The organism is Rhodanobacter koreensis (assembly GCF_054782855.1).
Window position 1 is genome coordinate 213,265 of record NZ_BAAGRR010000012.1, and the last position, 25,807, is coordinate 239,071.

Here is a 25,807-nt window from a genome sequence, read left to right on the forward strand (position 1 = left end):
AGGACTTCATGCTAACCAACTGCCCGCGCTCGGGCGAGGGTGTCGTTCAATGCGGCCGGCGTGGCGGCGCGTGGCCTTCGATGTAAGCCGGCCCACCGAGCTGATTCATTTGCTGCTGGATCCAGGCGGCACGTCGCAACACGTAGGCACTGGGGCGATCCGCACGCAAGCGGCGCGGATTGGGCAGCACCGCAGCCAGCCGCGCCGCCTGCGCCGGATCGAGCCGTGCAGGCGCGCCATGGAAGTAAACGTCGCTGGCCGCACCCACACCGTAGATGCCGTTGCCCAGCTCGGCGATGTTCATGTACACCTCGAGGATGCGCTGTTTCGGCCAGGTCAGTTCGATCAGTACGGTGAAATACGCTTCCAGGCCCTTGCGCACGAAGCTGCGGCCGTTCCACAGGAACAGGTTCTTGGCGGTCTGCTGGCTGATCGTGCTGGCACCACGCAGGCGCTTGCCGTCGTCGGCAGCGTCGATCGCATCGTGGATGGAATCGAAGTCGAAGCCATGATGATACGGAAACTTCTGATCCTCGCCGGCCACCATCGCCAGGGGTACCCAGGGCGAAACCCGGTTCCACGGTACCCAGTGCTGGCGTAGCTGGAAGTCCTTCTCGCCACGCACCCACGCGCCGAGCTGGCGCTCCAGCATCATTGCGGAGGTCCACGGCGGCACGAATCGCAGTACCAGCACCAGCAACCAGCTCAGCGCCAGCCATGCCAGGGCGAGCAGTGCCAGTGCGCGCAGCAGGCGGATCAGCAGGGGGCGGCGCAACAGAGTGGGCATGGCGATACGCAAGGGAGGGTCCGGGCAGTATAAAGGCGTTGTTCCAGTCGCCTTGCGCCCCCATTTGTGGCGCTTGACCTCAAGAGAGCACTGTTGTGGAAAACCTGCCCGTCGACGATGTGCTGCACCGCTTTCTGCTGGAACGTGCCGGTGTGCGCGGTGCGCTGGTACGGCTGGGGCCGGCCTGGCGCGAAGTGGCTGGACGTGCGGACTATCCGCCGGATGTGCATGCCGTGCTTGGCGAGGTACTGGCAGCCAGTGCGCTGCTGACCGGCAATATCAAGCTGGACGGCGCACTGTCGGTCGAGTTGAAAAGCACGGGTGCGTTGCGCCTGCTGTTTGCCGAGTGCACCGATCACGGCCGCCTGCGTGGTCTGGCGCGCTGGAATGAGCCGCTGCCCGAGCCGCTGGCGTTGAATGCGCTGCCCGATGCGGGTATGGCGATCACCATCGGCAACGTGGAGCGCGGCCAGCGCTACCAGGGTTTGGTCGACCTGCAGCATGCCGGCGTGTCCGAGGCACTGGAAAACTATTTCATCCAGTCCGAGCAGCTACCCGCACGCATCCTGCTGGCCACCAACGATGCGTATGCGGTCGGGCTGATGCTGCAGAAAATGCCGGACGAGGGTGGTCACCATGCCGCGCAGGATGACGATGCGTGGAACCGCATCGTGCACATCACCGCCACCCTGGGCATGGGGGAATTGCTGGCGACGGCACCGGAGCAATTGCTGTACCGGCTCTACCACGAGGAGTCGGTGCGTCTGTTCGAGCCGCGCGTGCTGGCGTTCGGCTGCAGCTGCAGCCGCGAACGGGTCAGCGGGATGCTGCGCTCGCTCGGTCGCGACGAAGTCGAGGCAGCCCTGGCAGCGCACGGCGACGAGATCGAGGTGATTTGCGAATTCTGCGCTCAGCGTTATCACTTCGATCGCATCGATGCCGAACTTCTGCTCAGCAACAACGTGGCTCCTGCCGCGCCGGATACCACGCAGTGAATCTGTCGGGCTGGGTCAACCGGGTTTGCCGTCGCTCAGACCCGCAGTAAGAGGTTGTCCTTGTTCAGCCAGGTTCTGGCTGGCTGGGGCGCCGCGAACAGGAAGCCCTGGCCATAGCGGCAGCCGACCCGAAGCAGGGCCTGTCGTTGCGATTCTTCCTCGATGCCCTCGGCAATCACCTTCATCTGCAGCGAGTCGGCGAGTACCTGGATCGCGCGTACCAGCGCGAGTCCCTGGGTTTCATCGTCACCTTGCGGCAGTTCGGTGATGAAGGAGCGATCGATCTTCAGTGTCTCGAACGGGTACTGGTGCAGGTAGCTGAGCGAGGAATAGCCGGTGCCGAAATCGTCCAGCGCGATGCCGATGCCGTGGCTGCGCAGGTTCTTCAGCATCTGCTTGACCTGGTTCGGGTTCTCCAGCAGCGCGTGCTCGGTGACCTCGATGCGGATGCAATGCGTGGGTACGGCATACTGCTCGAACAGCGCCAGCAGCCGCTGGTCGAGGTCGGCGGAACGGAAATGCCGACCGGAGACGTTGATGCTGATGAAGCCTTCGGTGCCGATCAACCGCACGGCCTGGGTGCAGACCTGTTCGAAGATCTGCCAGTCGATCGCCTCGGCGCAGCCGCATTCCTCGGCGATCAGCAGGAAGTCGTGTGGCGCCAGCAGGCCGCGCTCCGGATGATGCCAGCGCAGCAGTGCCTCGTAGCCGACGACGCGGCGGTCGTCGAGTTCGACGATAGGCTGGTAGAACGGCTCGAATTCGTTGCGGCTGAGCGCGTGGCGCAGGTCGCTTTCCATGTCCAGCAGCGACAGCGCCTCGCGCCGCAGGCGGTCGTCGAACAGCGCCGCGCGATGGCGTCCGCCGTCTTTCGCGTTGTACATCGCCGCATCGGCATCGCGCAGCAGTTCCTCCGGCTGCCGGTAGTGCGGACTGGACAGCGCAATGCCGATCGAGGCGGAGGTGAAGATCTCCTTGGTGCCAAGCCGGAACGGCGTCTGCAGTTCGTTGATGATGCGCTCGGCAATCAGCGTGGCCTTGCCGGTGTCGCTGATGCCCTCCAGCAGCACCGCGAATTCGTCGCCGCCCAGACGCGCGACCACATCGCGGGTTTTCAGGCAGGCGCGGATGCGGCCGCCGACCTGGAACAGCAGGTCGTCGCCGACCAGGTGTCCCACCGAATCGTTGATCACCTTGAAACGGTCCAGATCGATGAACAGCACGGCGAACTGCTCGCCCGGATTCGCGGCGCCACGCTGCATGGCTTGTTCCAGCCGTTGCAGCAGCAGGGTGCGGTTGGGCAACCCGGTCAGCGAGTCGTGCAGCGTTTCGTATTTCAGCCGGCGTTCGACCCGCTCGCGTTCGGCGATCTGTTCGCGCAGGTCGCGATTGGCCAGCGCCAGCGCGCGGGTGCGCTCCGTGACGCGGCGCTCCAGCCCGGCATAGGCCTGCCGCAACGATGAGGCTGCCTGCTTGCGCTGCAGTGCATTTGCGATGTGGTAACTGACGAAGGTCAGCAACTCCTGGTCGCGCTCGCTGTAGGTATGCTCGGGCGAATAGCTTTGCAAGGCCAGCACGCCCATCGCCTTGCCGCCCCATACCAGCGGCACGCCCAGCCAGCACACCGAGGGCGAGCCGAAATGGCTGATCTCGCCTGTCGCCACCAGACGGGCAATGTCCTGCGGGTGGGCCAGCAAGGGCTTGGCATGGCGCAGCACATACTCGGTTGCGCCACGACCGTGCGCGCGCGGTGGGCGCACGCTGTCGACGTCATCCACGGAGTAGGGGAAGGTCAGTTGCCCGCTCTCCTCATCGAGCAGGGCGATATAGAAGTTGCGCGCATACAGCAGGCCGCTGATCACCTGGTGCATGGTCGCATAGAATTTTTCCAGGCTCTCCGAGGTATTGGCCAGCTCGGCAATGCGGAACAGTGCTGCCTGCAGCCGCTCGCCGCGCTGGCGTTGCAGCACCTGCTGGCGCAGTACGCGGTTGGCCTCGCGCAGTGCGGCAGTGCGGTCGGTCACCCGGCGTCCCAGTTCGATATGCGCCTCACGCCGTTCCAGTGCGGTCTGCACATGCTGGGCCACGTAGTTCAGCAGCTCCAGATCCTGCTGCGAATAATGGGTATCGGCGCGGTAGCTTTGCACGACGATGCCACCGACCACGTTGCCGCCGCGCAACAACGGTACGCCCAGCCAGTGTTCGCAGCTCGGTCCGACCAGCATGAAATGATCGCCGAGCTGTTGTCTCAGCTCGTCGATCGAGCCCAACAGCGGCCGGCCCTCCTGCAGTAGGTTCCAGGTCAGGCTGTGCAGCACGTCACGCAGCGGCAGATCCTGATCGGGTGGTGGCGGGTCGGTGTCGGCGATGTCGACGTAATAGGGAAAGCGGATGGTATCGGTGGCCGTGTCGTACAGCACGATGTAGAAATTTTCGGCGTACATCAGGCTGCTGACGATGGCGTGCAGCGAATGCATCATCTCGGGCGTGTCATGCCCGGCACCGGCCTGTTCGGCGATCGCATAGAGCGCACGCTGCAGGCGTTCGGCCAGCGCAAGGCGCGTAATGGCTTCGTAGAGGCGGCTGGTTTCGGCCAGCTGGCGCAGTCGGGTATCGGCCAGTCGCCCCAGCCAGGACAGCGGGCCGCGCAGGCTGTCGGGCAGCGGCAGCTCGCTGGCTCCCAGTGTGAGCATCCGCGGGCCCTGGGGATCCTCTGCCAAGTCGAGTTGACCACTGCCTGACAGGTGACCAGTTTGCTCATCCATGCGGCGCCAGCGCAGCCGGCCGTGGATGCCGAGTTTGCCGAGTATCTGCTCGCAGATTTCCATCACGCTGGCAGCGTCGGCTGCCTCGAACAATTGTTCGACTGCCCCGTACAAGGCCGCAAGATCCCGCGCCACTGAAGGAGGCTGGGATGGGCGTATCGTCGGAGTGGCGCTCATCAGTGGAGTGGTCGTTTCCGGGACGATCCGGCAGGATCGACGTCAAGCGCCTTTATAGCGTGTAAGTCGGCCCTGTCGCCAGCGATCCGGTGTCCGGAACCCGCGCAAGGTCGGGCTGGTCGAAGCACCAAACCAGCATGTTTTTGTGCGTTTGGACCGGTTTGAGGGGGTGTTAGCAAAATGTAAAACGAGATATACTCGATCCCGGTTTCAGTTCTTGAATGAGTGGCTCACCCAAGTCATGCGTCGCCTCTGCGCCCTGCTGATCTGCCTGTTGCCGTTTGTCGCGGCCGGGCAGTCTGTGGGCGGTGATAACGTCATGGCTCAGCAGTTGCTGGCGCAGCCACCGGCTCAGACGGCCCAGACCGGACCCGGCGTGGTGCCGCTGTGGCGTGGCACCGATGGTCGCCTGCTGGCACTCAAGGCTGATCGCAGCATCGGCGCCGATGCCCAGCTTCAAAATGCACCGTTGGCGCTGCGAGCGTTCGACGCGACCACGGTCACGTCGACGGGGGTGCAGTACGGACTGGGTCCGAATCTGCAGGCTCATGCCGAGGTCAGCGAACACTCGTGGGTCAACCAGCCGTTGCGGGTCATCGGCAGCGAAGTCGGCGCCACCTATGCGGCAGGGCGCTACAGCCTCGGCGTAAGCGTCGGTACCAACAGTACGCCCGACAACAGCAGTGCACTATTGCCGAGGGTGCTGCCAGGTGTCGTTCCAGGTGTCGATGGCCTTACCGGTTTTGACAGCAGCTCACAGCTCAATGCGCGTGGCCGGCTTGCCCTGAGCAGCACCAGCGGGATCGATCTGGGCGCCAGCGTCGGTCGCATCCATCTGTTGCCAGGCAACCTGCTCGGCGTCAATACGCTGGATCAGAAGGCGTTGAGCTTTGGTGTGGATCACGGCTCGCTGAGTGGCGTCCTGATTGGCCGCACCATGCAACCGGATGCAAGTATTCCCGGCGGGCTGAATGCGGATCGACGCTGGAACAGCATCGATCTGGGCGTGACCTGGCACCTGCCGTGGCGTGGCTCACTGAGCGTCGGTGCGCAGAATCTGTGGTCCTCCGGCAGTCCCGCGAATACGCCTGCAGGCCCCGAGCCGGATCAGTCGCGTACACCGTATGTGCAGTATCACCAGGATCTTTGATTCCAACCTTGCGTGTGTCCGTTCACGCCCCCTGTTGACGCCGTCGCTCATCGACGGCGTTTTCGTTTGCAATGTGCTTGAACAGGTCGTTAGCTAGTCCTGTTTGTTAATGCGCAGATCGCCACTGAAGGTTTCGACGTTGATCGTGCCGCGACCATCGCCGAGGCGTGCATCCAGACTGCTGCCGGGGCCGTGCTCGGGTTTTTTCGGGGTACCGAAATCGCTGCGCAGATCACCGCTGAAACTGCTGGCGTGCAGGCTGCCTGAGGTGTTTGCGGGCAGTTGCAGCTGTACGTTGCCGCTCATGCTGTCGATGCCCAGACTACCGTCAGCAGCCAGGGGGCCGGTCAGCTGCACGTTGCCGGATACCGTGCTGAGCGTGAGTTTCTTCCACGGTCCTCCATCGGCCTGGATGCGCCCGGAAATGGTCTGCAGCTTCGCGTCGCTACCGAGTGCCGGCGCGAGGATGTCGCCGCTGACGGTCTGCAGGTCGGCCTGTTCGGCATGTCCGGCCAGCTCGATACCACCGCTGACGCTGTCGACTTTCAGTGCCGGCGTGCGTGCATTGATGCGCGCCCTGCCGCTGACGGTGTTGACCTTGATCGTGCCGCCGTCGATGCCGTCGATCACCAGCGGTGCGCTGATCACGCCGATGTCGAGCGAGGCGGCCCTGGGTACATGCAATTCCAGGTTAGTGGGTGCCATCCGATTGTCGCCGCTCCAGTTGAACCAGCCAGAACCACCTTGCGGCTCGACCTTGATGGTGAGGTTTTCGTTGCTGCCGGTGATCGCCAGCGGCTTGGCGCCTTCGCCGAGCTGACCGCCAACCTGCACTTCATTGCGATCCCATGCGGTCACGGTCACCGTGCCGGCGATATTGCTGACACTGACTTGGACGTTCGGTGTGGCTTCGTGGTTCAGTTGGATCGGCGTGCCGGCCAGAGCGTGGCCAACGCAGAGGCAGAGCAGCAGGGGAGTGAAGCGGACGGTTTTCATGATCATTCCTGGGGTTCAGCCGGCCTGGCCGGGCAGTTGGCGCAGTTGCATCTGCTGGTGTTCGGTACGGCTGAGCAGGCGCTGCAATGCGGGCGAGTCGGGGGCTTCCTGGATCGCCAGCTGCAGTTCCATGCGGGCGGCATCCAGCTCGACCGCGGCGCCTGCAAGACGCGGGTCAGCGGGCTTCCACGGTGTCGTTCCAGCGCTGGTCAGCGGGGTGGTGGTCGGTGCATGTCGCAGGTGCCAGCCGATGCCGCCGGCCAGCAGCACCGACGCGGCAAGACTGGCAGCCACCAGCCAGTGCGCTGGGTGTGCGCGTGGGTGTATGGGTGTGGCGGGTGGGCGGGCAGCATCGACATCGTCCAGCGCAGTCTCGATCGCGGCCCACAGGTCGCGTTGCGGCGCGAGCGGCTGTCGCAGGTCGCGCAATTGCCGATGCCATTCGAATTCGTTCATGACCCTTCTCCCAATGCCTTGCGCAACAGACCGCGGGCGCGGTGCAGTTGCGCTTTCGACGTGCCGACCGCCATGTCCAGTTCGCTGCCGATATCTTCGTGCCGCCAGCCCTCGATGTCGTGCAGCACCAGCACGGCGCGCGCGCGCGGCGGCAGCCGGCTGATCGCACGCTCCAGTTCCTCGCGCTCGGCGGCGCAGAACGGGGTCTCGCCGGGGTCGGGCAGCTGTTCGTTGTCGAGCATGCTGACCGGGTCGGCGCCGCGTGCACGGATGTCCATCAGCGCCACGTTCACCGCGAGCCGGTACAGCCACGTGCCGAACGCGCTCTCGTGACGAAAGCCCGGCAGCTTCTGCCACGCACGGATGAAGGCGTCCTGGGTCAGGTCTTCGGCGCGGGCGTGGTCGTAACCGGCCAGCCGGTAGACCGCACCATGCACACGACCGACATGCAGCCGGTACAGTCGCTGGAACGCGTTGCGATCACCAGTCGCTGCAGCGTGCACGTCATCGGTGTCGTTGGCTCCCGGCGGGGCAGGCGACATGGGGCTTCCAATGGCAGGGCAGGCAGCGATCATCTTGCCAGCTTGGATGCGCCGTTGCGCAAAAGGGTTTGCATCGTGGCCACGGCGCCGGTGGCATCACGCCGGCACGTGCGGGTCGCGGGAACCCGCACGTGCCGGCGTTCGATCAGGAGGCTGCGGTTTCGCGCTGCGGCTGCACGTCGTTGGCGAGCGCACTGGCCACGCGCTGCTGCTCCTTGCGCAGGCGCTCGGGCAGCTGCGGCGTGAAGCTGTCGAGGTAGTCGCCGATGGCGGCGAGTTCGAGCTGCCAGCCGGTATTGTCCACATCGAGCAATTCGCCGAGGTGGGCGCGATCGAGCGTGACGCCGTCCAGCTTCAGTTCGGCAGCGGCCGGCAGGATGCCGATCGGTGTTTCGACGCCGGCCACGCGACCCTCGACGCGGTTGATCATCCACTCCAGCACGCGCAGGTTGTCGCCGAAACCGGGCCACAGGAACTTGCCGTCCTTGCCCTTGCGGAACCAGTTGACGTGGAACACCTTCGGCAGCTTCGCCCCGGGCTGGTCGAACGACAGCCAGTGCGCGAAGTAATCGCCGTAGTGGTAGCCGCAGAACGGCTTCATCGCCATCGAGTCGCGGCGCAGCACGCCGACCGCACCGGTGGCGGCGGCGGTGGTTTCGGAGCCCATGGCGGCGCCCATCAGCACGCCATGCGTCCAGTCGCGGGCCTCCATCACCAGTGGCAGCAGCGACGGCCGGCGGCCGCCGAACACGATCGCGCTGATCGGCACGCCCTGCGGTGCTTCGGCCTTTTCCGACCAGGTCGGGCATTGCTTCGCGCTGACGGTGAAGCGTGAGTTCGGATGCGCGGCCGGGCCGTTGGCGGGATCGTAAGGACGCCCCTGCCAGTCGGTGACCGGCGTGCCGGGCAGGCCTTCCCACCACGGCTGGTTGTCGGCGGTGACGGCGACGTTGGTGAAGATGGTGTCGTGCGAGATGCTCTTCAGCGCATTGGGATTGGTGCTGTTGCTGGTGCCGGGTGCGACGCCGAAGAAACCGGCTTCCGGATTGATTGCATACAGACGTCCATCCGCACCCGGGCGCATCCAGCAGATGTCGTCGCCGACCGTCCAGACCTTCCAGCCATCCTGACGATAACCTTCGGGTGGAATCAGCATGGCGAGGTTGGTCTTGCCGCAGGCAGACGGGAAGGCGGCGGCGATGTAATGCGTTTCGCCTTGCGGGTTCTCGATGCCGACGATCAGCATGTGTTCGGCCAGCCAGCCTTCGCTGCGGGCCTGGTGGCTGGCGATGCGCAATGCATGGCATTTCTTGCCCAGCAGCGCGTTGCCGCCGTAACCGGAGCCGTAGGACTTGATCGACAGCTCGGCCGGGAAGTGCATGATCCAGCGACGCTCGGGGTCGAGTTCTCCCTTGGAATGCAGGCCCTTGATGAAGCGCCCTTCGCGCTCGATGCGCGCCTGCGCGGCGGCGCCCATGCGGGTCATGATCTTCATGTTGGCGACCACGTACGGGCTGTCGGTGATCTCCACGCCGCAGCGGGCCAGCGGCGAATCGATCGGGCCCATGCAATACGGGATCACATACATCGTGCGGCCTTCCATGCAGCCGTCGAACAAGGCATCGATTTTCGCGTGCGCTTCGGCCGGGTCCATCCAGTGGTTGTTCGGGCCGGCGTCTTCCTGCTGCGGGTGGCAGACCAGGGTGAGATGTTCGACGCGGGCCACGTCGGTGGGGTGGGAGCGATGCAGATAGCAGCCCGGATGGGTCTGCTGGTTCAGCTCGATCAGGGTGCCGTCGGCCAGCATCTGCTGCACGAGCGACCGGTATTCGGCATTCGAGCCATCGCACCAATGGATCTCTCTGGGGCGGGTTAGTGCCGCCGCCTCATTCACCCAGTGCTCGAGTGCTTCCAGCTTGCTCGCCATCGTGTCCCTCTAAGGTCTTAAGAAAAAAAAGAGTTGAAACGGTAGTTTACGCGAACTGGTATTGCAAGGTTCCGCGCAGCAAAAAACGGCGCCAGATGGCGCCGTGTGGGTACAGTCGTGGGGTGTATCAGGCCGGGATCAGGGTCGCGATCATGTGTTCGACGTAGGCGTCGAATTCCTCGTGATTGATCCGCGGCAGCCCCAGCGTGAAGTTCAGCTGCAGGAAACCGACGTAGGCGGCGTAGGTCAACCGTGCCCGGTTCAGTGCCTGGGTCGCAGGCAAGCCAGCCTCACGGTAGGCGGTGTTCAGAAACTCCATGCGCCGTTGCGACACGCGTGCCATCACCGGCACCACCTGCGGATGATCCAGCGCCTTCAACAACGCGGCATAGACGCGATGCGGCTGCAGTTCGTGCGCGACGCGGCGAAACAGCTCGGGCAGGCGCTTGCGCGGGTCGGCGATCTGTTCGATCTGGCCGAGTACCTCGCGTTCGCCGTATTGCTCCCAGCGCTCCAGCGCGGCTTGCAGCAGGGCTTCGCGGGTGCGGAAATGCCAGTAGAAGCTGCCCTTGGTCACACCCAGCTGGCGCGCCAGGGCCTCCACGGCCAAGGCGCCGACACCTTGTTCGGCGATCAGGTGCAGGGCGGCGAGTTCCCAATCCTCGGCCGACAGGCGGGTACGTTCTGGCTTGCTGCTGACATTCATTTGCGTATGGTAGCGATACCCTGCGGGTTTGTAATCTGCACGAAGCAAGGTGTTTGAATTGCCTGGATATTTGCCGCAGGCAAGGCGGTCGCGATGCGCATGTATTGACGGCGCTTGCCGGGGCAATCCATACTCATCCGTATGGTTAACCCGACTCACGCCTCGGCTGTGCACAGCCGTTTCCCTGCTGCCGACCTGAATCTGGCGGTGGAGACGTATCGCCCGGACGGTAGTCCGACGCTGCTGTTCGCGCATGGTTTCGGCCAGACCCGTGGTGCCTGGAATGGTGCGGCCACGGCGCTGGCGGCCGCGGGCTGCCGCTGCGTGACATTCGACAGCCGCGGCCATGGTGAAAGCGACCGTGTGCCCGGTGGCAACTATCACATGGATCAGTTTGCCGACGACCTGCAACGACTGGCCGCGGCGCAGCCGGAGCCGCCGATCCTGGTGGGGGCCTCGATGGGTGGCCTGCTCGGAATCGTGATCGCCGGCGAGGTGCGTCCGGCACCCTTCCGCGCGATGGTACTGGTCGACATTACGCCGCGCTGGGAAACGGCCGGAGTGGAACGCATCCTCGCCTTCATGCAGGCGCATCCGGACGGCTTTGCCAATTACACCGAGGCCTCCGAACAGATTGCCGCCTATCTGCCGCAGCGGCGCGAACGCAAGAGCGAGGAACAGCTACGCCCGCTGCTGCGCGAAGGTGCCGATGGCCGCTTGCGCTGGCACTGGGATCCGGCCTTGCTGGCCGGCGATCTGGTGCAGGAGAGTGAACGTTACCAGCCACTCCTGCAGGCGGCGGCGGCGAAGATCGATGTGCCCGTGCTGCTGCTGTCGGGTGCGCGCAGCGATGTGGTGTCGCGCACCACCGTCGACGAATTCCTGCAACTGGTGCCGCATGCGCAGCATGTGGAACTGTCGCATGCCACCCATATGGTGGCGGGCGACGCGAATGATGCGTTCACGCGCGAAGTCGTGCACTTCGTGCAAAGCCTGGATCCATCAGCTGACCGGTTGCGTGCCGGCGCTGTTCAACCGTGATGAGGTGCTGAGATGTCCGTGATACTGACCTTGCTGGCGGCGCTGATAGCCACCGGCGCCTGTGCCTACCATCGCAGCAGTCTGCGCATCTGGGCTATCGCCACACTGGCCACCACGCTGGTGGTCGGTCTGCTGGCCGGAGCGATATGGACAATGATCATCCTGTTGATCATCGAGGCGGCGATTGCCGTACCGCTGCTGCTGCCGGATTTCCGTCGCCGTCAGATCAGCGCGCCCCTTCTGAAGATGTTTGCCAAGGTCACGCCGAAGCTGTCGGAAACCGAGCAGACTGCACTGGAGGCGGGCACGGTCGGTTTCGAGGGCGAACTGTTCTCCGGCAAGCCGGACTGGCATGAGCTGCTCAAGCAGCCGAAGCCCGAACTGAGCGTGGAGGAGCAGGCCTTCCTCGATGGTCCGGTGGAAGAGCTGTGCGGGATGATCGACGACTGGCAGATCACCCACGAGCTGGCCGACCTGCCGCCGAACGTGTGGGAGTTCATCAAGAAGAACCGCTTCTTCGGCATGATCATCCCGAAGCAGTACGGCGGCCTGCAGTTCTCCGCGCTGGCGCACTCGGCGGTGCTGCAGAAACTCAACAGCATGTCGGCCACGGTAGCCTCGACGGTGGCGGTGCCGAACTCGCTCGGGCCGGCCGAGCTGCTGCTGCACTACGGCAGCGACGAGCAGAAGAACCACTACCTGCCGCGCCTGGCAGTGGGCGAGGAGATTCCCTGCTTCGCGCTGACTGGCCCGTACGCCGGCTCCGACGCCACCTCGATTCCCGACATCGGAATCGTCTGCAAGCAGGTCGTCGATGGCGTCGAGACGCTCGGCATCCGGCTCACCTTCGACAAGCGCTATATCACGCTGGCGCCGGTCGCCACGGTAGTCGGGCTGGCCTTCCGCATGTATGACCCCGAGCACCTGCTCGGCGACAAGGAGGATCTCGGCATCACCCTGGCACTGCTGCCACGGTCCACACCGGGGCTGCAGATCGGCCGTCGCCATTTCCCGCTGAACATCCCGTTCCAGAACGGCCCGATCCACGGCAAGGACATCTTCGCGCCGCTGTCGGTGCTGATCGGCGGCCCGCAGATGGCCGGCCACGGCTGGCGCATGCTGGTCGAGTGCCTGTCGGTGGGTCGTGCGATCTCGCTGCCGTCCAACGCCACCGGCGGCATGCGTGCCTCGGCGCTGGCCACCGGCGCGTATGCGCGCATGCGCAAGCAGTTCGGCTTGGCGGTGGCCCGCTTCGAGGGTGTCGAGGAGGCGCTGGCGCGTATCGGCGGTCTGACTTATGCCACCGCGGCGCTGTCGCGCGCCACTGCGGCGGCGGTCGACCGCGGCGAGAAGCCGGCGGTGCCGTCGGCGATCGCCAAGTACCACGCCACCGAGTGGGCGCGGCAGATCGCCAGCGACACCATGGACGTGCATGGCGGCAAGGCGGTGCAGCTGGGGCCGAAGAACTACGCCGGCCGCGGCTGGTCCAGCGTGCCGATCGCGATCACGGTGGAAGGCGCGAACATCATGACGCGCAGCCTGATGATCTTCGGCCAGGGGGCGATCCGCTGCCATCCGTACGTGCTGAAGGAAATGCAGGCGCTGTCGATCACCGACCGCGGCGAGCAGCTGAAGACGTTCGACCGCCTGCTGTTCGGCCATATCGGTTTCGGCATCTCCAACGCGGTGCGCAGTCTCGCGATGGGCCTGACCGGTGCACGCATCGGCGAGACAGCCGGCGACGCCTATACCCGCCGCTACTACCGCAAGCTCGACCGCTATTCCGCCGCACTGGCGTTGTGCGCCGACGTGTTCATGGGCGTGCTCGGCGGCAAGTTGAAGTTCAAGGAGAAGTTGTCGGCGCGCCTGGGTGATGTGCTGAGCTACCTGTATATCGCCAGCAGCATGCTCAAGCGCTACGAGGATACCGGCCGGCCGGAAGCGGATCGTCCGTTCCTGGCCTGGGGCTTCCACGAGTGCATGTGGCTGATCCAGAACGCGCTGGACGGGGCCATCCGCAACTTCCCGGTGCGTCCGGTGGCGTGGCTGCTGCGCGCGCTGGTGTTCCCGCTGGGTCGTCGTGAAGTGCCGCCGTCCGACCGTCTGGGCCGACGTGTCGCCGCGCTGCTCACCGCGCCGAACGACGCGCTCGATCGTCTCACCGACTGGGTCTACACCACGCCGACGGCGAACAATACGGTCGGCCGCATGAAGGCGCTGTTGCCCGACGTGATCGCCGCCGAGCCGGTCGACCGCAAGTTCGGCAAGGCGCTGAAATCCGGCCAGTTCAAGTCGCACGACTACATCGAGCAGCTCGCCGAGGCGCAGCAGGCAGGAGTGATTTCCGCGGCCGAGGCCGACCTGCTCAGGCGCGTGCGCGAGGGTGTGTTCGAGTTCATCTCGGTGGACGATTTCGACACCGATGAGCTGCGTGCGTTCAAGACACGAGCCGATGCGAAAGGCCCGGCCAGCGCCGCGTAAATCGAACTGAGCGATCCGGCCCGTCCCGCGGGCCGGTTTTTTTTCGGGAGCGGGTCGATGAGTGCATCCGTGTTGTCGCTGTACCGCCGCATCACGCGCTGGCCGGCGGGCCACTGGATCTTCTCGCGCCTGATCTGCCTGAAGGCGCCGTACTTCGGCACCATCGCGCCGCGCTTCGTGGCACTGGAGCCGGGCCGTTGCGGGGTGCGCATCCGTGATCGCCGCCGCGTGCACAATCACATCGGCACCGTGCATGCGATCGCGTTGTGCAACCTGGCCGAGCTCAGTGCCGGCGTGATGACCGACGCGACGATCCCGCCAGACATGCGCTGGATTCCCAAGGGTATGAGTGTCGAGTATCTGAAAAAGGCAGCAGGTACCCTGCATGGAGTCGCCATGCCGGAGGTCGCGGCACGAACTTCGAACGACGGTTATGAATGGCCGGTCACCGTGCAGGTCACCGATGCCGTCGGCGAGGCGGTTTTCCGGGCGCGCGTCATGATGTGGGTATCACCGCGCAAACACGCTTGAGCATGCTGGCAGGCTGCAGAGTGATGCTCAGCCTGCCAGCACACAGCGGTTCTTGCCGGCGCGCTTGGCCTCGTACATGGCGCGGTCGGCGCTCTGGATCAGCTGCTCGTCGGCATCGGGACGATCGTCGGGCAGATAAGGCGCGATGCCGATGCTGGCGCCAATCCGGACATCGATCGAACGGCCATTGACGCGCAATGCGTAGGGCTCGCCGAGCGCCGAGCACAGTTTCTGGCATAGCTGCATGGCTCGCTGAGGATCGTCGATCTCTTCCAGGATCAGCACGAATTCGTCACCGCCCACCCGGGCCACCGTGTCGTTGCCGCGCAGGTGCGCCGACAGCCGTGTGGCGATTTCCTGCAGCAGCGCGTCGCCGGCAGGATGGCCATGGGTATCGTTGACGCCCTTGAAGCCATCGATGTCGATGCAGGCCAGCGCAAAGCGGTCGTGGTGGCGGTGCGCACGCTGGATCGCGCCGAGCAGCCGGTCGTGGAACAGCATGCGGTTGGGCAGGCCGGTCAGCATGTCATGACTGGCCTGATGGCGGACCATCGCCTCGATCCGTTCGCGTTCGGCAATTTCCCGGGTCAACTGCTGGTTGCGCTCGGCCAGCTCAGCCATGGTCTGTTGCAGTTCGGCGCGTGCCGCATACAGCTCCAGGAACACGCGCACCTTGGACTGCAGGATCACATCGTTGATCGGCTTGGCGATGTAATCCACCGCGCCTGAGCGGTAGCCCTTGAGCCGGTTCAGGTCGTCGGCATAGGCGGCGGTGACGAAGATGATCGGCGTCTCGCGCAGTTGCTCGGCCTCGCCGAGCAGGGAGGCGACCTCGAAGCCGTCCATGTCGGGCATGTTGATGTCGAGCAGGATCAGCGCGAATTGATGGTCCAGGCACAGCGCCAGCGCCTCATTGCCGCTGCGTGCCTCGAAGAGCTGCGCACCGCTCTGCGCGAGCAGGCGGCGCATCGCGACCAGATTGGCGTGCGTATCGTCGACGACCAGGATTTTCGGCAGCATCACGTTCATGTCAGGCAAAGGCGGTTGAGCAGCGGAGCAATCTGCTCCAGTGGCAGGCAATGGTCGGCACCGGCGATGTCCAGCGCGGCCTGTGGCATCGCTGCCGCTTCGGCACTGGCAGGCGTCTGCACCACGGCGATGCCGCCGTTGGTGCGGATCTGCGCCAGGCCATCGGCACCGTCGCGGTTGGCACCAGTTAGCACCACGCCGATCAATCCCGCGTGATAGACGTCGGCAGCGGAACTGAACAGCACGTCGATGGATGGCCGTGAAAAACACACCGGCTCGTCCACCGACAGCGCGAAGTGCCGATCGTGCTCCAGCAGCAGGTGATAGCCACCCGGCGCCACATGCACGATGCCGCCAGCGGCCAGCTGCCGCTCGGCCGCTTCGATGACGGGCAGCGCCGAATGGCTGGCAAGCAGCCCGGACAGTACGCCGGCACCACTGGCGGTATGGCAGCACACCAGCAGGGTTTGTGGCAGCCGCGGATCCAGTGCGGCCAGCAGGAGCTTGAGCGCGTTGAAACCGCCTTGCGAGCAGCCGATCGCGATCGCCTCAGGTCGCTCCATCATGCGCCTCCGGGGTAGGTCGTGCTGCGCCGATACAGTCGCAGGTTTGCATCGACGGCGCTGAAATCGACTGCCACCGAGGCGAAGTCCAGCGATTCGCGCAGCCCCAGGCAGAGATGGCCGCCGCGCACCAGGCTGTCGCGGAAAAGTCCCAGCGTGCGATTCTGCAGCGGATTGGAAAAATAGATCAGCACATTGCGGCAGAGCACCAGATGCGCTTCGCAGAACACCTTGTCGGTCACCAGATTGTGATTGGCGAACGTGATGTGGCGACGCAGTCGCTGGTTCAACTTGATGAAGTCGTAGCGGGCGCTGTAATAACTGGCCAGTGACTGGTTGCCGCCGGCCAGCAGGTAATTGCGCGACCACTGTTGCGCATCCCTGGCCGGATAGATGCCTTCCTGGGCACGTTGCAAGGCATCGGGATTGAAGTCGGTGGCGAAGATGTGACTGCGTTCGTACAGGCCGGCTTCCTCCAGCAGGATCGCCAGCGAGTAGACCTCCTGCCCGTGTGCACAGCCGGCCTGCCAGATGGTGATCTGCGGATACGAAGCCAGTACCGGCAGCACGTGCTCGCGCAAGGCGAGAAATACCTGCGGATCGCGGAACATCTCCGACACCGGCACCGAGAGCCCCTGGATCACCAGGGGCAGGAAATCCGGCTCGTGCAGCAGGCGCGCGGTGAGCCCACTGATGCTGCCGCAGCGATGGGTATGCACCAGCTGGCGCACGCGCCGCGTCAGCGATGCCGAGGCGTACTGACTGAAGTCGTGGCCGTGCCGGCGTTTGAGCGCCTCCACGAACAGGTCCAGTTCGATCTGTTCCAGTTCGGCATCGTGGGGCGGCACCGGCATGGCGATCAGCGATGCAGCCAGACGCGCATCATCGACCCGAGCTTGTCGATGTCGATCGGCTTGGACAGGTAATCGCTGGCGCCCATCTCCAGGCACTTCTCGCGGTCGCCACGCATCGCCTTGGCGGTCAGCGCGATGATCGGCAGTGTGGCGAAACGTGCCTGTGCGCGGATCGCCCGGATCGTCTCGTAGCCGTCCATCGCCGGCATCATGATGTCCATCAGCACCAGTTCCGGCGACTCGTCATCCGCCAGCGCCTTCAGCGCCTTCTGGCCGTCCTGCGCCATGCTCACCACCAACCCCCAGCCGCGCAGCACCTTGGACAGCGCAAACAGGTTGCGCATGTCGTCATCCACCAGCAGCACTCTGCGGCCGGTCAGTTCGGCAGTCGCGGGTGATGGCTTGCTGCCGCCGCTGCGCCGTGGCGCATGCTGGATGCTGTGCAGGAACAGGCTGACTTCGTCGAGCAGGCGTTCCGGCGAACGCGCGCCCTTGACCACGATCGAATCGGTGTACTGGCGCAGCAGCAGGTTTTCCTCGCGGCTCAGATCGCGGCCGGAGTACACCACCACCGGCGGCACGCCGCCGGGTTCCTTCGAAAGTCGCTCAAGCAACTCCAGGCCGGACATGCCGGGCAGGCCGAGATCGAGCACGATGCAGTCGTAGCGGATGTGTGCGGTCTTCTGCAATGCGTCCTCGGCTGTGCCCACCTCGTCGATCAGCACGTTGTCGGCGGCCAGCATGGTGCGCACCGCGGTGCGCGAGTCGGGCTCGTCATCGACGATCAGCAGATGACGCTGATGACCCTCGGCGGAATGCAGCAGGCGCTTGAACGCGGTATCGATCGCGGCCCGGCTGACCGGCTTGGTCAGGAAGCCGACCGCGCCGTGGCCGAGTCCGCGCGTGGCATCGTCGGTGGCGGAGATGAAATGCACCGGAATCGTCCGCGTGGACTCGTCCGCCTTGAGCTGGTCGATCACCGCCCAGCCGTCCATCGTCGGCAGCATCACATCGAGCAGGATGCCAGTGGGATGGTGCTCGCGTGCCAGCTGCAGGCCGGCCTCGCCATCGCCTGCCGCCAGTGCGCGGTAGCCCTTGCGATGGATCATGTCGATCAGGATGCGTGCGAAGGCGGGGTCGTCCTCGATCACCAGGATCGTGGTCTGGCCCGGTAGCAGCGAGCCGCGATCGTCGTCGACGGCATCTGGCAGCAAGTACGGCGATGCCGGCCGTGCCAGTGGTTTTGGCCGGGTGGACGGTGCGCTTTCGCCAGCACCGAGCGATGGCTCGGGCGGCGCTTCCGGCAGCAGCACGGTAAAGCGGCTGCCGCGGCCGCTTTCGCTATGCAAGGTGATGTCGCCGCCCAGCAGCGTGGCCATCCGCCGCGAAATCGCCAGGCCGAGCCCGGTACCGCCGAACTGCCGGCTGGTGCCGGCATCGACCTGCTCGAACGCATTGAAGATGCGCTGGAACTTGTCGGCCGGGATGCCGATGCCGGTATCGCTGATCGTCAGCGCGATCAGCGGCTGCTCCTGCAGCGCGAGGGGCACCATGATTTCGCTGGTGGGGCGGCCGATGTGCACGCCGACGCTGCCGTGCGCGGTGAACTTGAACGCGTTGCTGAGCAGGTTGTTGGCGATCTGCTCGAGCTTGGTGCCGTCGGTCCGCAGCATGGCCGGCAGGCCGGGCTCGATATCCAGCGTGAAGCCGAGCCCCTTTTCCTCGGCGACGTGCGCAAACGTGCGCCTGAGCCGCTGCTCCAGGCTGGCCAGCGGCAGTTCGTCGATGACCAGCTCCATCTTGCCTGCCTCGATCTTCGACAGGTCGAGAATGTCGTTGATCAGGTGCAGCAGGCTGGTGCCGGCATCGTGGATGATATGCGCCGATTCGATCTGCTCCTCGTCGAGATTGCCGCTGTCGTTGTCGGCCAGGCTGCGCGAGAGGATCAGCAGGCTGTTCAGTGGCGTACGCAGTTCGTGCGACATGTTGGCGAGAAATTCGGACTTGTACTGGCTGGCCCGCGCGAGCTCGGCAGCCTTGTCCGCGGTCTCCTGCTGCAGATCCTCCAGCACGTGCTTCTGCCGGTTGAGGCTGTCGGTCTTCTCGCGCAGTTCCTCGTTGGAGGCCTGCAGTTCCTCGGCCTGCAGACGCAGTTCTTCCTCCGAGGCGATCAGCCGTTCGGACTGCTCCTCCAGCTCCGCGGTCTTGGCCTGCAGGGCCTCGTTGTTGTCGCGCAGCACTTCCTTCTGCTGCCGCATCACCAGTTCCGACACGCGCAGTTCGTCAGCCTGCTCCTGGGTCTGCAGCAGGAGGTCATGCGTGCTGATGGCGCGGTTGAGGTTCTCCAGCGCCAGCCCGACGATCGGCAGCAGTTCCTCCAGCAGCTTCAGCTGCAGCGGCGCGAACGCCGTGAAGCTGGCCAGCTCCAGTACGCCGATCAATGTGTCCCGATAGAGCACGGGCAGGATCGCGACGTGGCGGGGCAGCGCGTCGCCGGTAGCGGAGTCGATGTGCAGATAATTTTCCGGTACGTCGTCGAGCATGATCGGCTTGCGTTCGATCGCACATTGGCCCACCAGCCCCTCGCCAGGCAGGTAGTGGTCGGCGGTACGGTTGCTCAGGCGCAGACCGTAGCTGCCCAGCAGGTCGAGCCGGTGGCGCGCATCGTCGAACGAGTAGAACAGCCCGACCCCGGCCTTGCACAACGGCACCAGCTCGCTGGTCAGCCACTGTGCGAATTCCTTGTGGGTGGTGGCCTGCTGCAGCACATGGGAAATGCCCGATACCTGCGACTTGATCCAGGTCTGTGCCCCGGTATCCAGCACCATCTGCTTGAATACCTGCAGCGCGCGGGCGATTTCGCCAACCTCGTCACGGCGGTCGAGCCGGCCGATTTCGAACTCGTGGTCGTGATTGGCCAGCCGGGTCATCTGGTCGGTCAGTCGCCGCAGTGGCCGCGTGACCAGGCGCGCGGTCAGGTTGATCACCATGATCCCGAGCAGGATGCCCAGCAGGGCTGCGATGGCGCTGATGGCCTGGGTTCTGCTCAGCGTACTGTTCAGCGCCTGGCTGCGCGTGGCGAGCAGCTGGCTCTCCTCGCCGATCATCTGGTTGACGGCGTCGTTCAGATCCTCGACGCGAACCGTGCGATGTTCCAGGTAGTTCGACTGGATGTTCCGAAGCTCCTGCGCCACTGCCACCGGGTCGGCAGTCTTCAGCTGGGCAATCGGATTGATCGCATTTGCAGTGACCTCACGCCGCCACTGTGCGGCCAGCGTCTCCAGGTTATCGATGCGCGACTGTTGCAGCGCGTTGTCAGCGGTCAGTTGGCGCAGATGGGCGATGCGGTTGTGCAGATCGTCCGCGCCGCTGTTGAACATGGCCAGCTGGTCCGCGTGCTGCATCAGCATGTAGCCGCGTGCGCCGATCTGGCTGGTCTGCAAGGCGTGCTGTACCTGATTCAGCTCAAGCAACACCTGATAAGTGTGGACGGTCCAGTAGCGGTTGCTCTCCTGTTGGCGCAGCGAGTGCAGCGTCACCACGCTGGTCAGCAGGAACAGGCCCAGCAGCAGCGCGACCGCGAACAGGATCTTGCGTTGCAGCGGTTGATCGGCAAGCCAGGAGAATTTCGATTGGGTCGGTTTCATGCACGGGCCATCGCGGTTCAAGGGGCAACCTGTCACGGGACCACTGGAAGTGATCCTGTCCTTGACAGGGTAGCCGGTGCAACCGCCAGGCCATAGCCGGTTGCCGCGTAGCCGGGTCAGCGGTGGCCGGACCCGTGCAGCCAGCGCTGCCAGGGTTTGCATGGCAGTATCGAGCCCCGGCGCCATGCCACGACCAGCAGGGCCGCCGTGAGCAGCGAGCAGACGGCAAGTGCGACCACCGAGGCCTCCGCACCGAACACGCCGCCGCTCAGCCAGTCCGGTCCGGTGCGATGGGAGATCAGCCAGCCCTTGCTGGCCCCACCCGAAACGGGGATGCCGTAGACCGTGCCCTGCATGATGTTCCACGCCGCGTGCAGGCCGATACAGGCCCAGAGCGAACGGGTGACGTGGTAGATCATGGCCAGCAGCAGGCCGGCCTCGATCGCGATAGCCGCCGAGCTCCACAGCGTGGCGCCGGGGTTGAAGATGTGGGCGGCGCCGAAGAACAGCGCGGAAATCGCCAGCGCCCACCAGGTACCGAGCCCTTCCTCGACAATGCGGAAGATCACGCCGCGGGCGATGATCTCCTCGCCGATGCCGGCACCCATGCCGGCCACCAGCACACCCGGCAGCCAGTCCACCTGCGGATCCGTGCCGGTGACGTGGTAGCTGCCTGCGAGCCACAACACGCCGACCACCACGCTGAACAGCACGGCGCCCGTGACGAGGCCGGCGAGGCCCCAGCTCGGGATGGCGCGTGGCGACAGTTCGCACATCGGCCGCCGTTCGATCAGGCGAACCAGGATCGCGTAGCCGAGCAGCGGCGGCAGCAGTTGCATGCTCAGGGTTGCCAGCGCGTGGTGCAGCGGATCGGCGGTTTTCAGGGTCCAGCCCAACGCGACCACGGCCGCATGCGTGATCATGCCGAAGCCGATCAGCATCGCCGCAAAGAAGATGATCCGCGCGATAGGCGAGAGCACCAGCCAGCGCTGCCAGCCCGGTACGTTCGATGGTGTGGCGAAGGCGAGCTGTCCGGTCTGCATGCGTCGATCCGCGCGAGGTGAGGTGGACAGGCTAACAGTGCTGTAGCTCCGGCCCCAATGGCACAAGTCACATGCCGGGCGCTCGGGGGGCTAGAGCTCTACCGACGCCGCATGTTCGCGTGTATTGGAGAAGCGCACCTGCGGCCAGCGCTCCTGCGCCAGCTGCAGGTTCACCCGGGTTGGGGCGATGTAGACCAGCTCGCCGGCACCGTCGATGGCCAGGTTCATCGCATTCTTCTCGCGGAACTCGGCCATCTTCTTCTCGTCGTCGCAGTGCACCCAGCGCGCGGTGGTCACCGTCACCGGCTCGAAGCTGGCATCGACGTTGTATTCGTCCTTGAGCCGGTAGGCCACCACGTCGAACTGCAGCACGCCGACCGCACCGAGGATCAGGTCGTTGCTCATCAGTGGCCGGAAGAACTGGGTGGCGCCTTCCTCGGACAGCTGGGCCAGGCCCTTCTGCAGTGCCTTCATCTTCAGCGGGTCGCGCAGCCGCGCACGACGGAACAATTCCGGTGCGAAGTTCGGGATGCCGGTGAAATTGATCGCCTCGCCTTCGGTGAAGGTGTCGCCGATGGTGATGGTGCCGTGGTTGTGCAGGCCGATCACGTCACCCGGGTAGGCGGTCTCCACGATCTCGCGATCGCTGGCCATGAAGGTCAGCGCGTTGGCAATGCGGATGTCCTTGCCGGTACGTGTCTGCACCATCTTCATGCCGGCACTATAGGTGCCCGAGCACACGCGCATGAACGCCACGCGGTCGCGGTGCGCCGGGTCCATGTTCGCCTGGATCTTGAACACGAAGCCGGTCAGTTTCTCTTCCTCCGGCTGCACCTCACGCCCGAGCGTGCCGCGTGGGCGCGGCGAGGGCGCATGCTCGACGAAGAAATCCAGCAGCAGCTGCACGCCGAAGTTGTTCACCGCCGAACCGAAGAACACCGGTGTCTGTTTGCCGGCGAGATATTCGTCCATGTCGAATGCGGGCGCGGCGCCCTGCACCAGTTCCAGTTCCTCACGCAGTTCGCGCATCGCCTCGTCGCCGACCTTCTCCAGCAGGCCGGGCGCATCGAGGCCCTTGAAGATGGTCGAATCCTGCCGCGTGAAGTTCTTGCCCGGCTCGAAGATGTGCACTTCGTCCAGCAGCAGGTGATACACGCCCTTCAGCCGCTTGCCCATGCCGATCGGCCAGGTCACCGGCGCGCAGGCGATGCCGAGCACCGACTCCACCTCGTCCAGCAGTTCGATCGGCGAACGGCCCTCGCGGTCGAGCTTGTTGATGAAGGTCATGATCGGCGTGTCGCGCAGACGGCATACCTCCATCAGCTTGATCGTGCGTTCCTCCACGCCCTTGGCACAGTCGATCACCATCAGCGCCGAATCCACCGCGGTCAGCACGCGATAGGTGTCCTCGGAGAAGTCCGCATGTCCCGGCGTATCGAGCAGGTTGACGATCTTGCCCTCGTACGGGAACTGCATCACCGACGAGGTCACCGAGATGCCGCGCTCCTTCTCCAGCGCCATCCAGTCCGAGGTCGCATGGCGAGCTGCCTTGCGACCCTTCACCGAGCCGGCCATCTGGATCGCACCACCGAACAGCAGCAGCTTTTCGGTCAGCGTGGTCTTGCCCGCGTCAGGGTGACTGACGATGGCGAAGGTGCGGCGACGGCGGGTTTCTTGGAGATGCGGGGACATGGAGGGCAGGTCGGCTGGAACGCGAACCGTCAATTGTAGCTTGGATCGCCCGGCCGGACCCCGTGCAGTCACCCGGCACGTCGTCGCAGACTGGCTGAGGGTAGCGGTGCCCAGCATGGCCGCAGGATGAGTCTCGGATGTTGGGGGCGCTGGCACTTCCCCCAACCTGCGCACTCCATGGCGATGGTTCCAGGCGGCTAGTGATGATGGTTCGCGTCGTCATCGCCGGCGGGGTTTCCGCCCATGCCCAGGCCGCCTGATCCACCGCCACCAGCCATGCCCTTCGTGCCGCCACCTTTTGCACTGTCTTTCGCAGCGCTGTCGCCCTTGCCACGTGGGCTGAGCACCCGGGTAGGGCCCTGCCTCGGAATGGACAGGTGTGCCGGTACCGGTTCCAGATCCAGAACCCGGCGGATGAAGTCGCGCAGCGAAATGACCAGCTCGGCCGTGTGCGTAGGCCGGCCCGCGGCAAGTTCCGTGGCAGCCCTTGCGGCGAGTTCCACCTGTTCCTCCGTGCCCAGGAGGATGATGTCGGACAGCGCGGCCTCGACCGCATCGCGGATCCGTCGTGAGCGTTCGACGCTTGGCCATTCGCTTGCAGACGGCAGATCAGAGGTCGCGCGTACCCGGTCTTCCGCCTTGGCGTCGACGACCGGTTCACTCCTGCGCCGCAGATCGCGCAGGTGGGTAGGGTCGACCACGAGATTGCCGGTGAAGGATCCGCCCAACGTCTTGTACGCGGCAATGAGCGTGCGCAGGCGTTCGTTGATCTGCCGATTCTCGCGCTCGCGCCGCTGCTGGATCACCTGCATCGCCAGCAGGCGTATGCCAACGCCGATCAGGGTGATCACCGACAGCCCGAGCAGCGTCGAGAGAAGCGTATGCCAGGAACTGAAGTCCAGATTGCGCATGCTGTGTTTCCAGAGACCTGGTGACCAAATCCATGGTCGGGAACCGATTCCTGCTCGCGCTGCCGCCGGGCGCAGCCGACCGGACGAAAGGGCGATGCCTTATTTCGCCAGCCTCGTCAGCAGGCTGTGCCAGAAATCCAGCGCTGCCGGTATCTCGGACGCCAGCAGCTTCTCGTTGAGGCCGTGGGCGAAACTGTCGTTGGGTTTGGCGAAGGTGGGGTCGACGCCGTAGCTGGGCACGCCGGCATTGCGGAAGTACATGCTGTCCGAGGCGCCGGCGGACATCCCCGGTACCACGTCCAGTCCCGGGTAGCGCTCGTGGATGGTGGCGGTGACGGCAGCCATCACGTCGGGACGCAGCGGAGAGGCCGGGCTTTCCACCGGCGGAGGTGGCTGCACGGTGATCTTCACGGTCGGGTCCGCAATCACCTTGGTGAGCGCGGCCTGGACCGTGGCGATGCTTACACCGGGGAAGATGCGGCAATTGATATTGGCGGTGGCGCGCTGCGGCAGCGCGTTGAGGGCGTGGCCGCCATCCAGCATGGTGGCTACGCAGGTGGTGCGCAGCTGGCCGACATAGGCAGGATCGGCCGAGATGGTGGCGGCGGCCTTGGCATCGTCCGGGTGAGTGGCGAACTGCCTCATGGCCTGGGCGAGCGGGCCGCTGGTATGTGCGCCGATGGCTTTCAGCGAGGCGAGGGTGATCTCGTTGTGCTGCACCGGGAATGCATAGGCCGCGACATGGTCGAGCGCCCTGGCCAGCCGGTAGATCGCGTTGTCCGGTGTCGGCTCGCTGGAATGACCGCCGGGCGAGGTGACCGTGAGCTCGAAGTCCGCATAGGACTTCTCGGCGGCCTGCACTTCGTAGACCACCGGCTTGAGGTGGGCATCGTAGGTGCCGCCGCCGGCATCCGCGTTGAGCAGGAATTCGGCATCGTGGTAACGCTTCGCGAGTTCGCGGGTGGAGGCCATTTCGGTCTCCTCATCGCCGGAGAACACCAGGACCATTTCACGGTCGGGCACGAAGCCCTCGCGCTTGAAGCGCATCATCGTCTCCACCAGCGCGATGACATTGGTCTTCATGTCGGCGGTGCCGCGGCCGTAGATGTAGCCGTTCTCCTCGATCAGCTTGAACGGATCGCGGGTCCAGTCGGCCGGATTGGCCGCGACCACGTCCATGTGCCCGGAGAGCAGGATCGGCTTGCCCTTGCCGCTGCCGCGGTAATGCGCCACCAACGCGGCGGTGTGGCCGACCGGGATGATCTCGATGTCGGTCTTGGCGAAGCCGGCCGACTCCAGTTTGGCAGCGAGATAGTTGGCAAATGCGGGTACCTGATCCTTGCCTTCCTCGGTTCGCGTGGCGATGGCATGGCGCAGCATGTCCATGGTTTCCGGCATGACTTGCGCGGTGGTTTCAGCGGCGGCCCGGGGCATGTGGGCGATCGCCAGCGCAAGACAGGCGGTCAGGCAGGTATGACGCATCGACATGAAGGTATTCCCCGGGGCAGTGGTGG

Annotated in this window: 20 protein-coding genes; 5 read left to right on the forward strand and 15 right to left on the reverse strand. The window is 65.0% G+C overall.

The annotated features are described in order from the left end of the window. Positions 1-46: 46 nt before the first annotated feature. The gene (gene mtgA / locus ACYVKM_RS14580; RefSeq protein ID WP_460878339.1) at positions 47-787 is read right to left on the reverse strand and encodes a monofunctional biosynthetic peptidoglycan transglycosylase; all 741 of its coding nucleotides are present in this window, start codon (positions 785-787) and stop codon (positions 47-49) included. 95 nt (positions 788-882) lie between these two features. On the opposite strand from mtgA, the gene hslO reads away from it, so the two are divergent. Next, entirely contained in the window at positions 883-1,782 is a 900-nt protein-coding gene (hslO, locus tag ACYVKM_RS14585; protein ID WP_460878340.1) for an Hsp33 family molecular chaperone HslO, read from the forward strand. A gap of 35 nt (positions 1,783-1,817) precedes the next feature. Here hslO and ACYVKM_RS14590 read toward each other — a convergent pair whose 3' ends face one another. Next, positions 1,818-4,724, reverse strand: a complete 2,907-nt coding sequence (locus tag ACYVKM_RS14590) for a putative bifunctional diguanylate cyclase/phosphodiesterase (RefSeq protein WP_460878341.1) — start codon at positions 4,722-4,724, stop codon at positions 1,818-1,820. A 241-nt stretch (positions 4,725-4,965) separates the two neighbouring features. Between ACYVKM_RS14590 and ACYVKM_RS14595 the strand changes: the two genes are divergently transcribed. After that, entirely contained in the window at positions 4,966-5,874 is a 909-nt protein-coding gene (locus ACYVKM_RS14595) for a hypothetical protein (RefSeq protein WP_460878342.1), read from the forward strand. Positions 5,875-5,967: 93 nt separating this feature from the next. On the opposite strand, the gene ACYVKM_RS14600 is transcribed toward ACYVKM_RS14595, so the two are convergent. The 5 genes from ACYVKM_RS14600 to ACYVKM_RS14620 all read right to left on the reverse strand — a co-directional run bounded on the left by ACYVKM_RS14600 (position 5,968) and on the right by ACYVKM_RS14620 (position 10,501). Continuing rightward, a complete protein-coding gene (locus tag ACYVKM_RS14600; protein ID WP_460878343.1) occupies positions 5,968-6,870 on the reverse strand; it encodes a DUF4097 family beta strand repeat-containing protein in 903 nt (300 codons plus the stop codon). 15 nt (positions 6,871-6,885) lie between these two features. Next, positions 6,886-7,326 carry a hypothetical protein gene (locus tag ACYVKM_RS14605; RefSeq protein WP_460878344.1) on the reverse strand — a complete coding sequence of 147 codons (441 nt, stop codon included), beginning with the start codon at positions 7,324-7,326 and terminating at the stop codon, positions 6,886-6,888. Beyond that, positions 7,323-7,868 carry an RNA polymerase sigma factor gene (locus tag ACYVKM_RS14610; RefSeq protein WP_460878345.1) on the reverse strand — a complete coding sequence of 182 codons (546 nt, stop codon included), beginning with the start codon at positions 7,866-7,868 and terminating at the stop codon, positions 7,323-7,325. Before ACYVKM_RS14610 ends, ACYVKM_RS14605 begins: the two co-directional genes overlap by 4 nt. 145 nt (positions 7,869-8,013) lie before the next feature. Continuing rightward, positions 8,014-9,795 (reverse strand): phosphoenolpyruvate carboxykinase (GTP), encoded by a 1,782-nt coding sequence (locus ACYVKM_RS14615; protein WP_460878346.1) that lies wholly within the window; start codon positions 9,793-9,795, stop codon positions 8,014-8,016. 127 nt (positions 9,796-9,922) lie between these two features. Next, positions 9,923-10,501 (reverse strand): TetR/AcrR family transcriptional regulator, encoded by a 579-nt coding sequence (locus ACYVKM_RS14620; protein ID WP_460878347.1) that lies wholly within the window; start codon positions 10,499-10,501, stop codon positions 9,923-9,925. A 141-nt stretch (positions 10,502-10,642) separates the two neighbouring features. On the opposite strand from ACYVKM_RS14620, the gene ACYVKM_RS14625 reads away from it, so the two are divergent. From ACYVKM_RS14625 to ACYVKM_RS14635, 3 genes are read left to right on the forward strand one after another with little or no spacing between them, the layout of a single operon-like run. Further along, positions 10,643-11,542 (forward strand): alpha/beta fold hydrolase, encoded by a 900-nt coding sequence (locus tag ACYVKM_RS14625; protein WP_460878348.1) that lies wholly within the window; start codon positions 10,643-10,645, stop codon positions 11,540-11,542. A gap of 12 nt (positions 11,543-11,554) precedes the next feature. Then, entirely contained in the window at positions 11,555-14,023 is a 2,469-nt protein-coding gene (locus ACYVKM_RS14630; protein ID WP_460878349.1) for an acyl-CoA dehydrogenase, read from the forward strand. A 57-nt stretch (positions 14,024-14,080) separates the two neighbouring features. Further along, positions 14,081-14,554: a hotdog fold domain-containing protein gene (locus ACYVKM_RS14635; protein WP_460878350.1), complete on the forward strand. Its 474-nt coding sequence runs from the start codon at positions 14,081-14,083 to the stop codon at positions 14,552-14,554. Positions 14,555-14,581: 27 nt separating this feature from the next. On the opposite strand, the gene ACYVKM_RS14640 is transcribed toward ACYVKM_RS14635, so the two are convergent. The 8 genes from ACYVKM_RS14640 to ACYVKM_RS14675 all read right to left on the reverse strand — a co-directional run bounded on the left by ACYVKM_RS14640 (position 14,582) and on the right by ACYVKM_RS14675 (position 25,781). Then, positions 14,582-15,574, reverse strand: a complete 993-nt coding sequence (locus tag ACYVKM_RS14640) for a diguanylate cyclase domain-containing protein (protein ID WP_460878351.1) — start codon at positions 15,572-15,574, stop codon at positions 14,582-14,584. A 5-nt stretch (positions 15,575-15,579) separates the two neighbouring features. Next, positions 15,580-16,149 carry a chemotaxis protein CheB gene (locus ACYVKM_RS14645; RefSeq protein ID WP_460878352.1) on the reverse strand — a complete coding sequence of 190 codons (570 nt, stop codon included), beginning with the start codon at positions 16,147-16,149 and terminating at the stop codon, positions 15,580-15,582. Further along, positions 16,146-17,000 carry a CheR family methyltransferase gene (locus ACYVKM_RS14650; protein WP_460878353.1) on the reverse strand — a complete coding sequence of 285 codons (855 nt, stop codon included), beginning with the start codon at positions 16,998-17,000 and terminating at the stop codon, positions 16,146-16,148. The genes ACYVKM_RS14645 and ACYVKM_RS14650 overlap by 4 nt, the downstream gene beginning before the upstream one ends. A gap of 5 nt (positions 17,001-17,005) precedes the next feature. After that, positions 17,006-20,647: a response regulator gene (locus ACYVKM_RS14655; RefSeq protein WP_460878354.1), complete on the reverse strand. Its 3,642-nt coding sequence runs from the start codon at positions 20,645-20,647 to the stop codon at positions 17,006-17,008. 116 nt (positions 20,648-20,763) lie between these two features. After that, the gene (locus tag ACYVKM_RS14660) at positions 20,764-21,690 is read right to left on the reverse strand and encodes a lysostaphin resistance A-like protein (RefSeq protein WP_460878355.1); all 927 of its coding nucleotides are present in this window, start codon (positions 21,688-21,690) and stop codon (positions 20,764-20,766) included. A gap of 90 nt (positions 21,691-21,780) precedes the next feature. Beyond that, entirely contained in the window at positions 21,781-23,382 is a 1,602-nt protein-coding gene (locus tag ACYVKM_RS14665; RefSeq protein ID WP_460878356.1) for a peptide chain release factor 3, read from the reverse strand. Positions 23,383-23,579: 197 nt separating this feature from the next. After that, complete coding sequence (locus tag ACYVKM_RS14670; protein WP_460878357.1) at positions 23,580-24,293, reverse strand: hypothetical protein; 714 nt, start codon at positions 24,291-24,293, stop codon at positions 23,580-23,582. 99 nt (positions 24,294-24,392) lie between these two features. Further along, a complete protein-coding gene (locus tag ACYVKM_RS14675; RefSeq protein WP_460878358.1) occupies positions 24,393-25,781 on the reverse strand; it encodes a M20/M25/M40 family metallo-hydrolase in 1,389 nt (462 codons plus the stop codon). Positions 25,782-25,807: the final 26 nt, after the last annotated feature.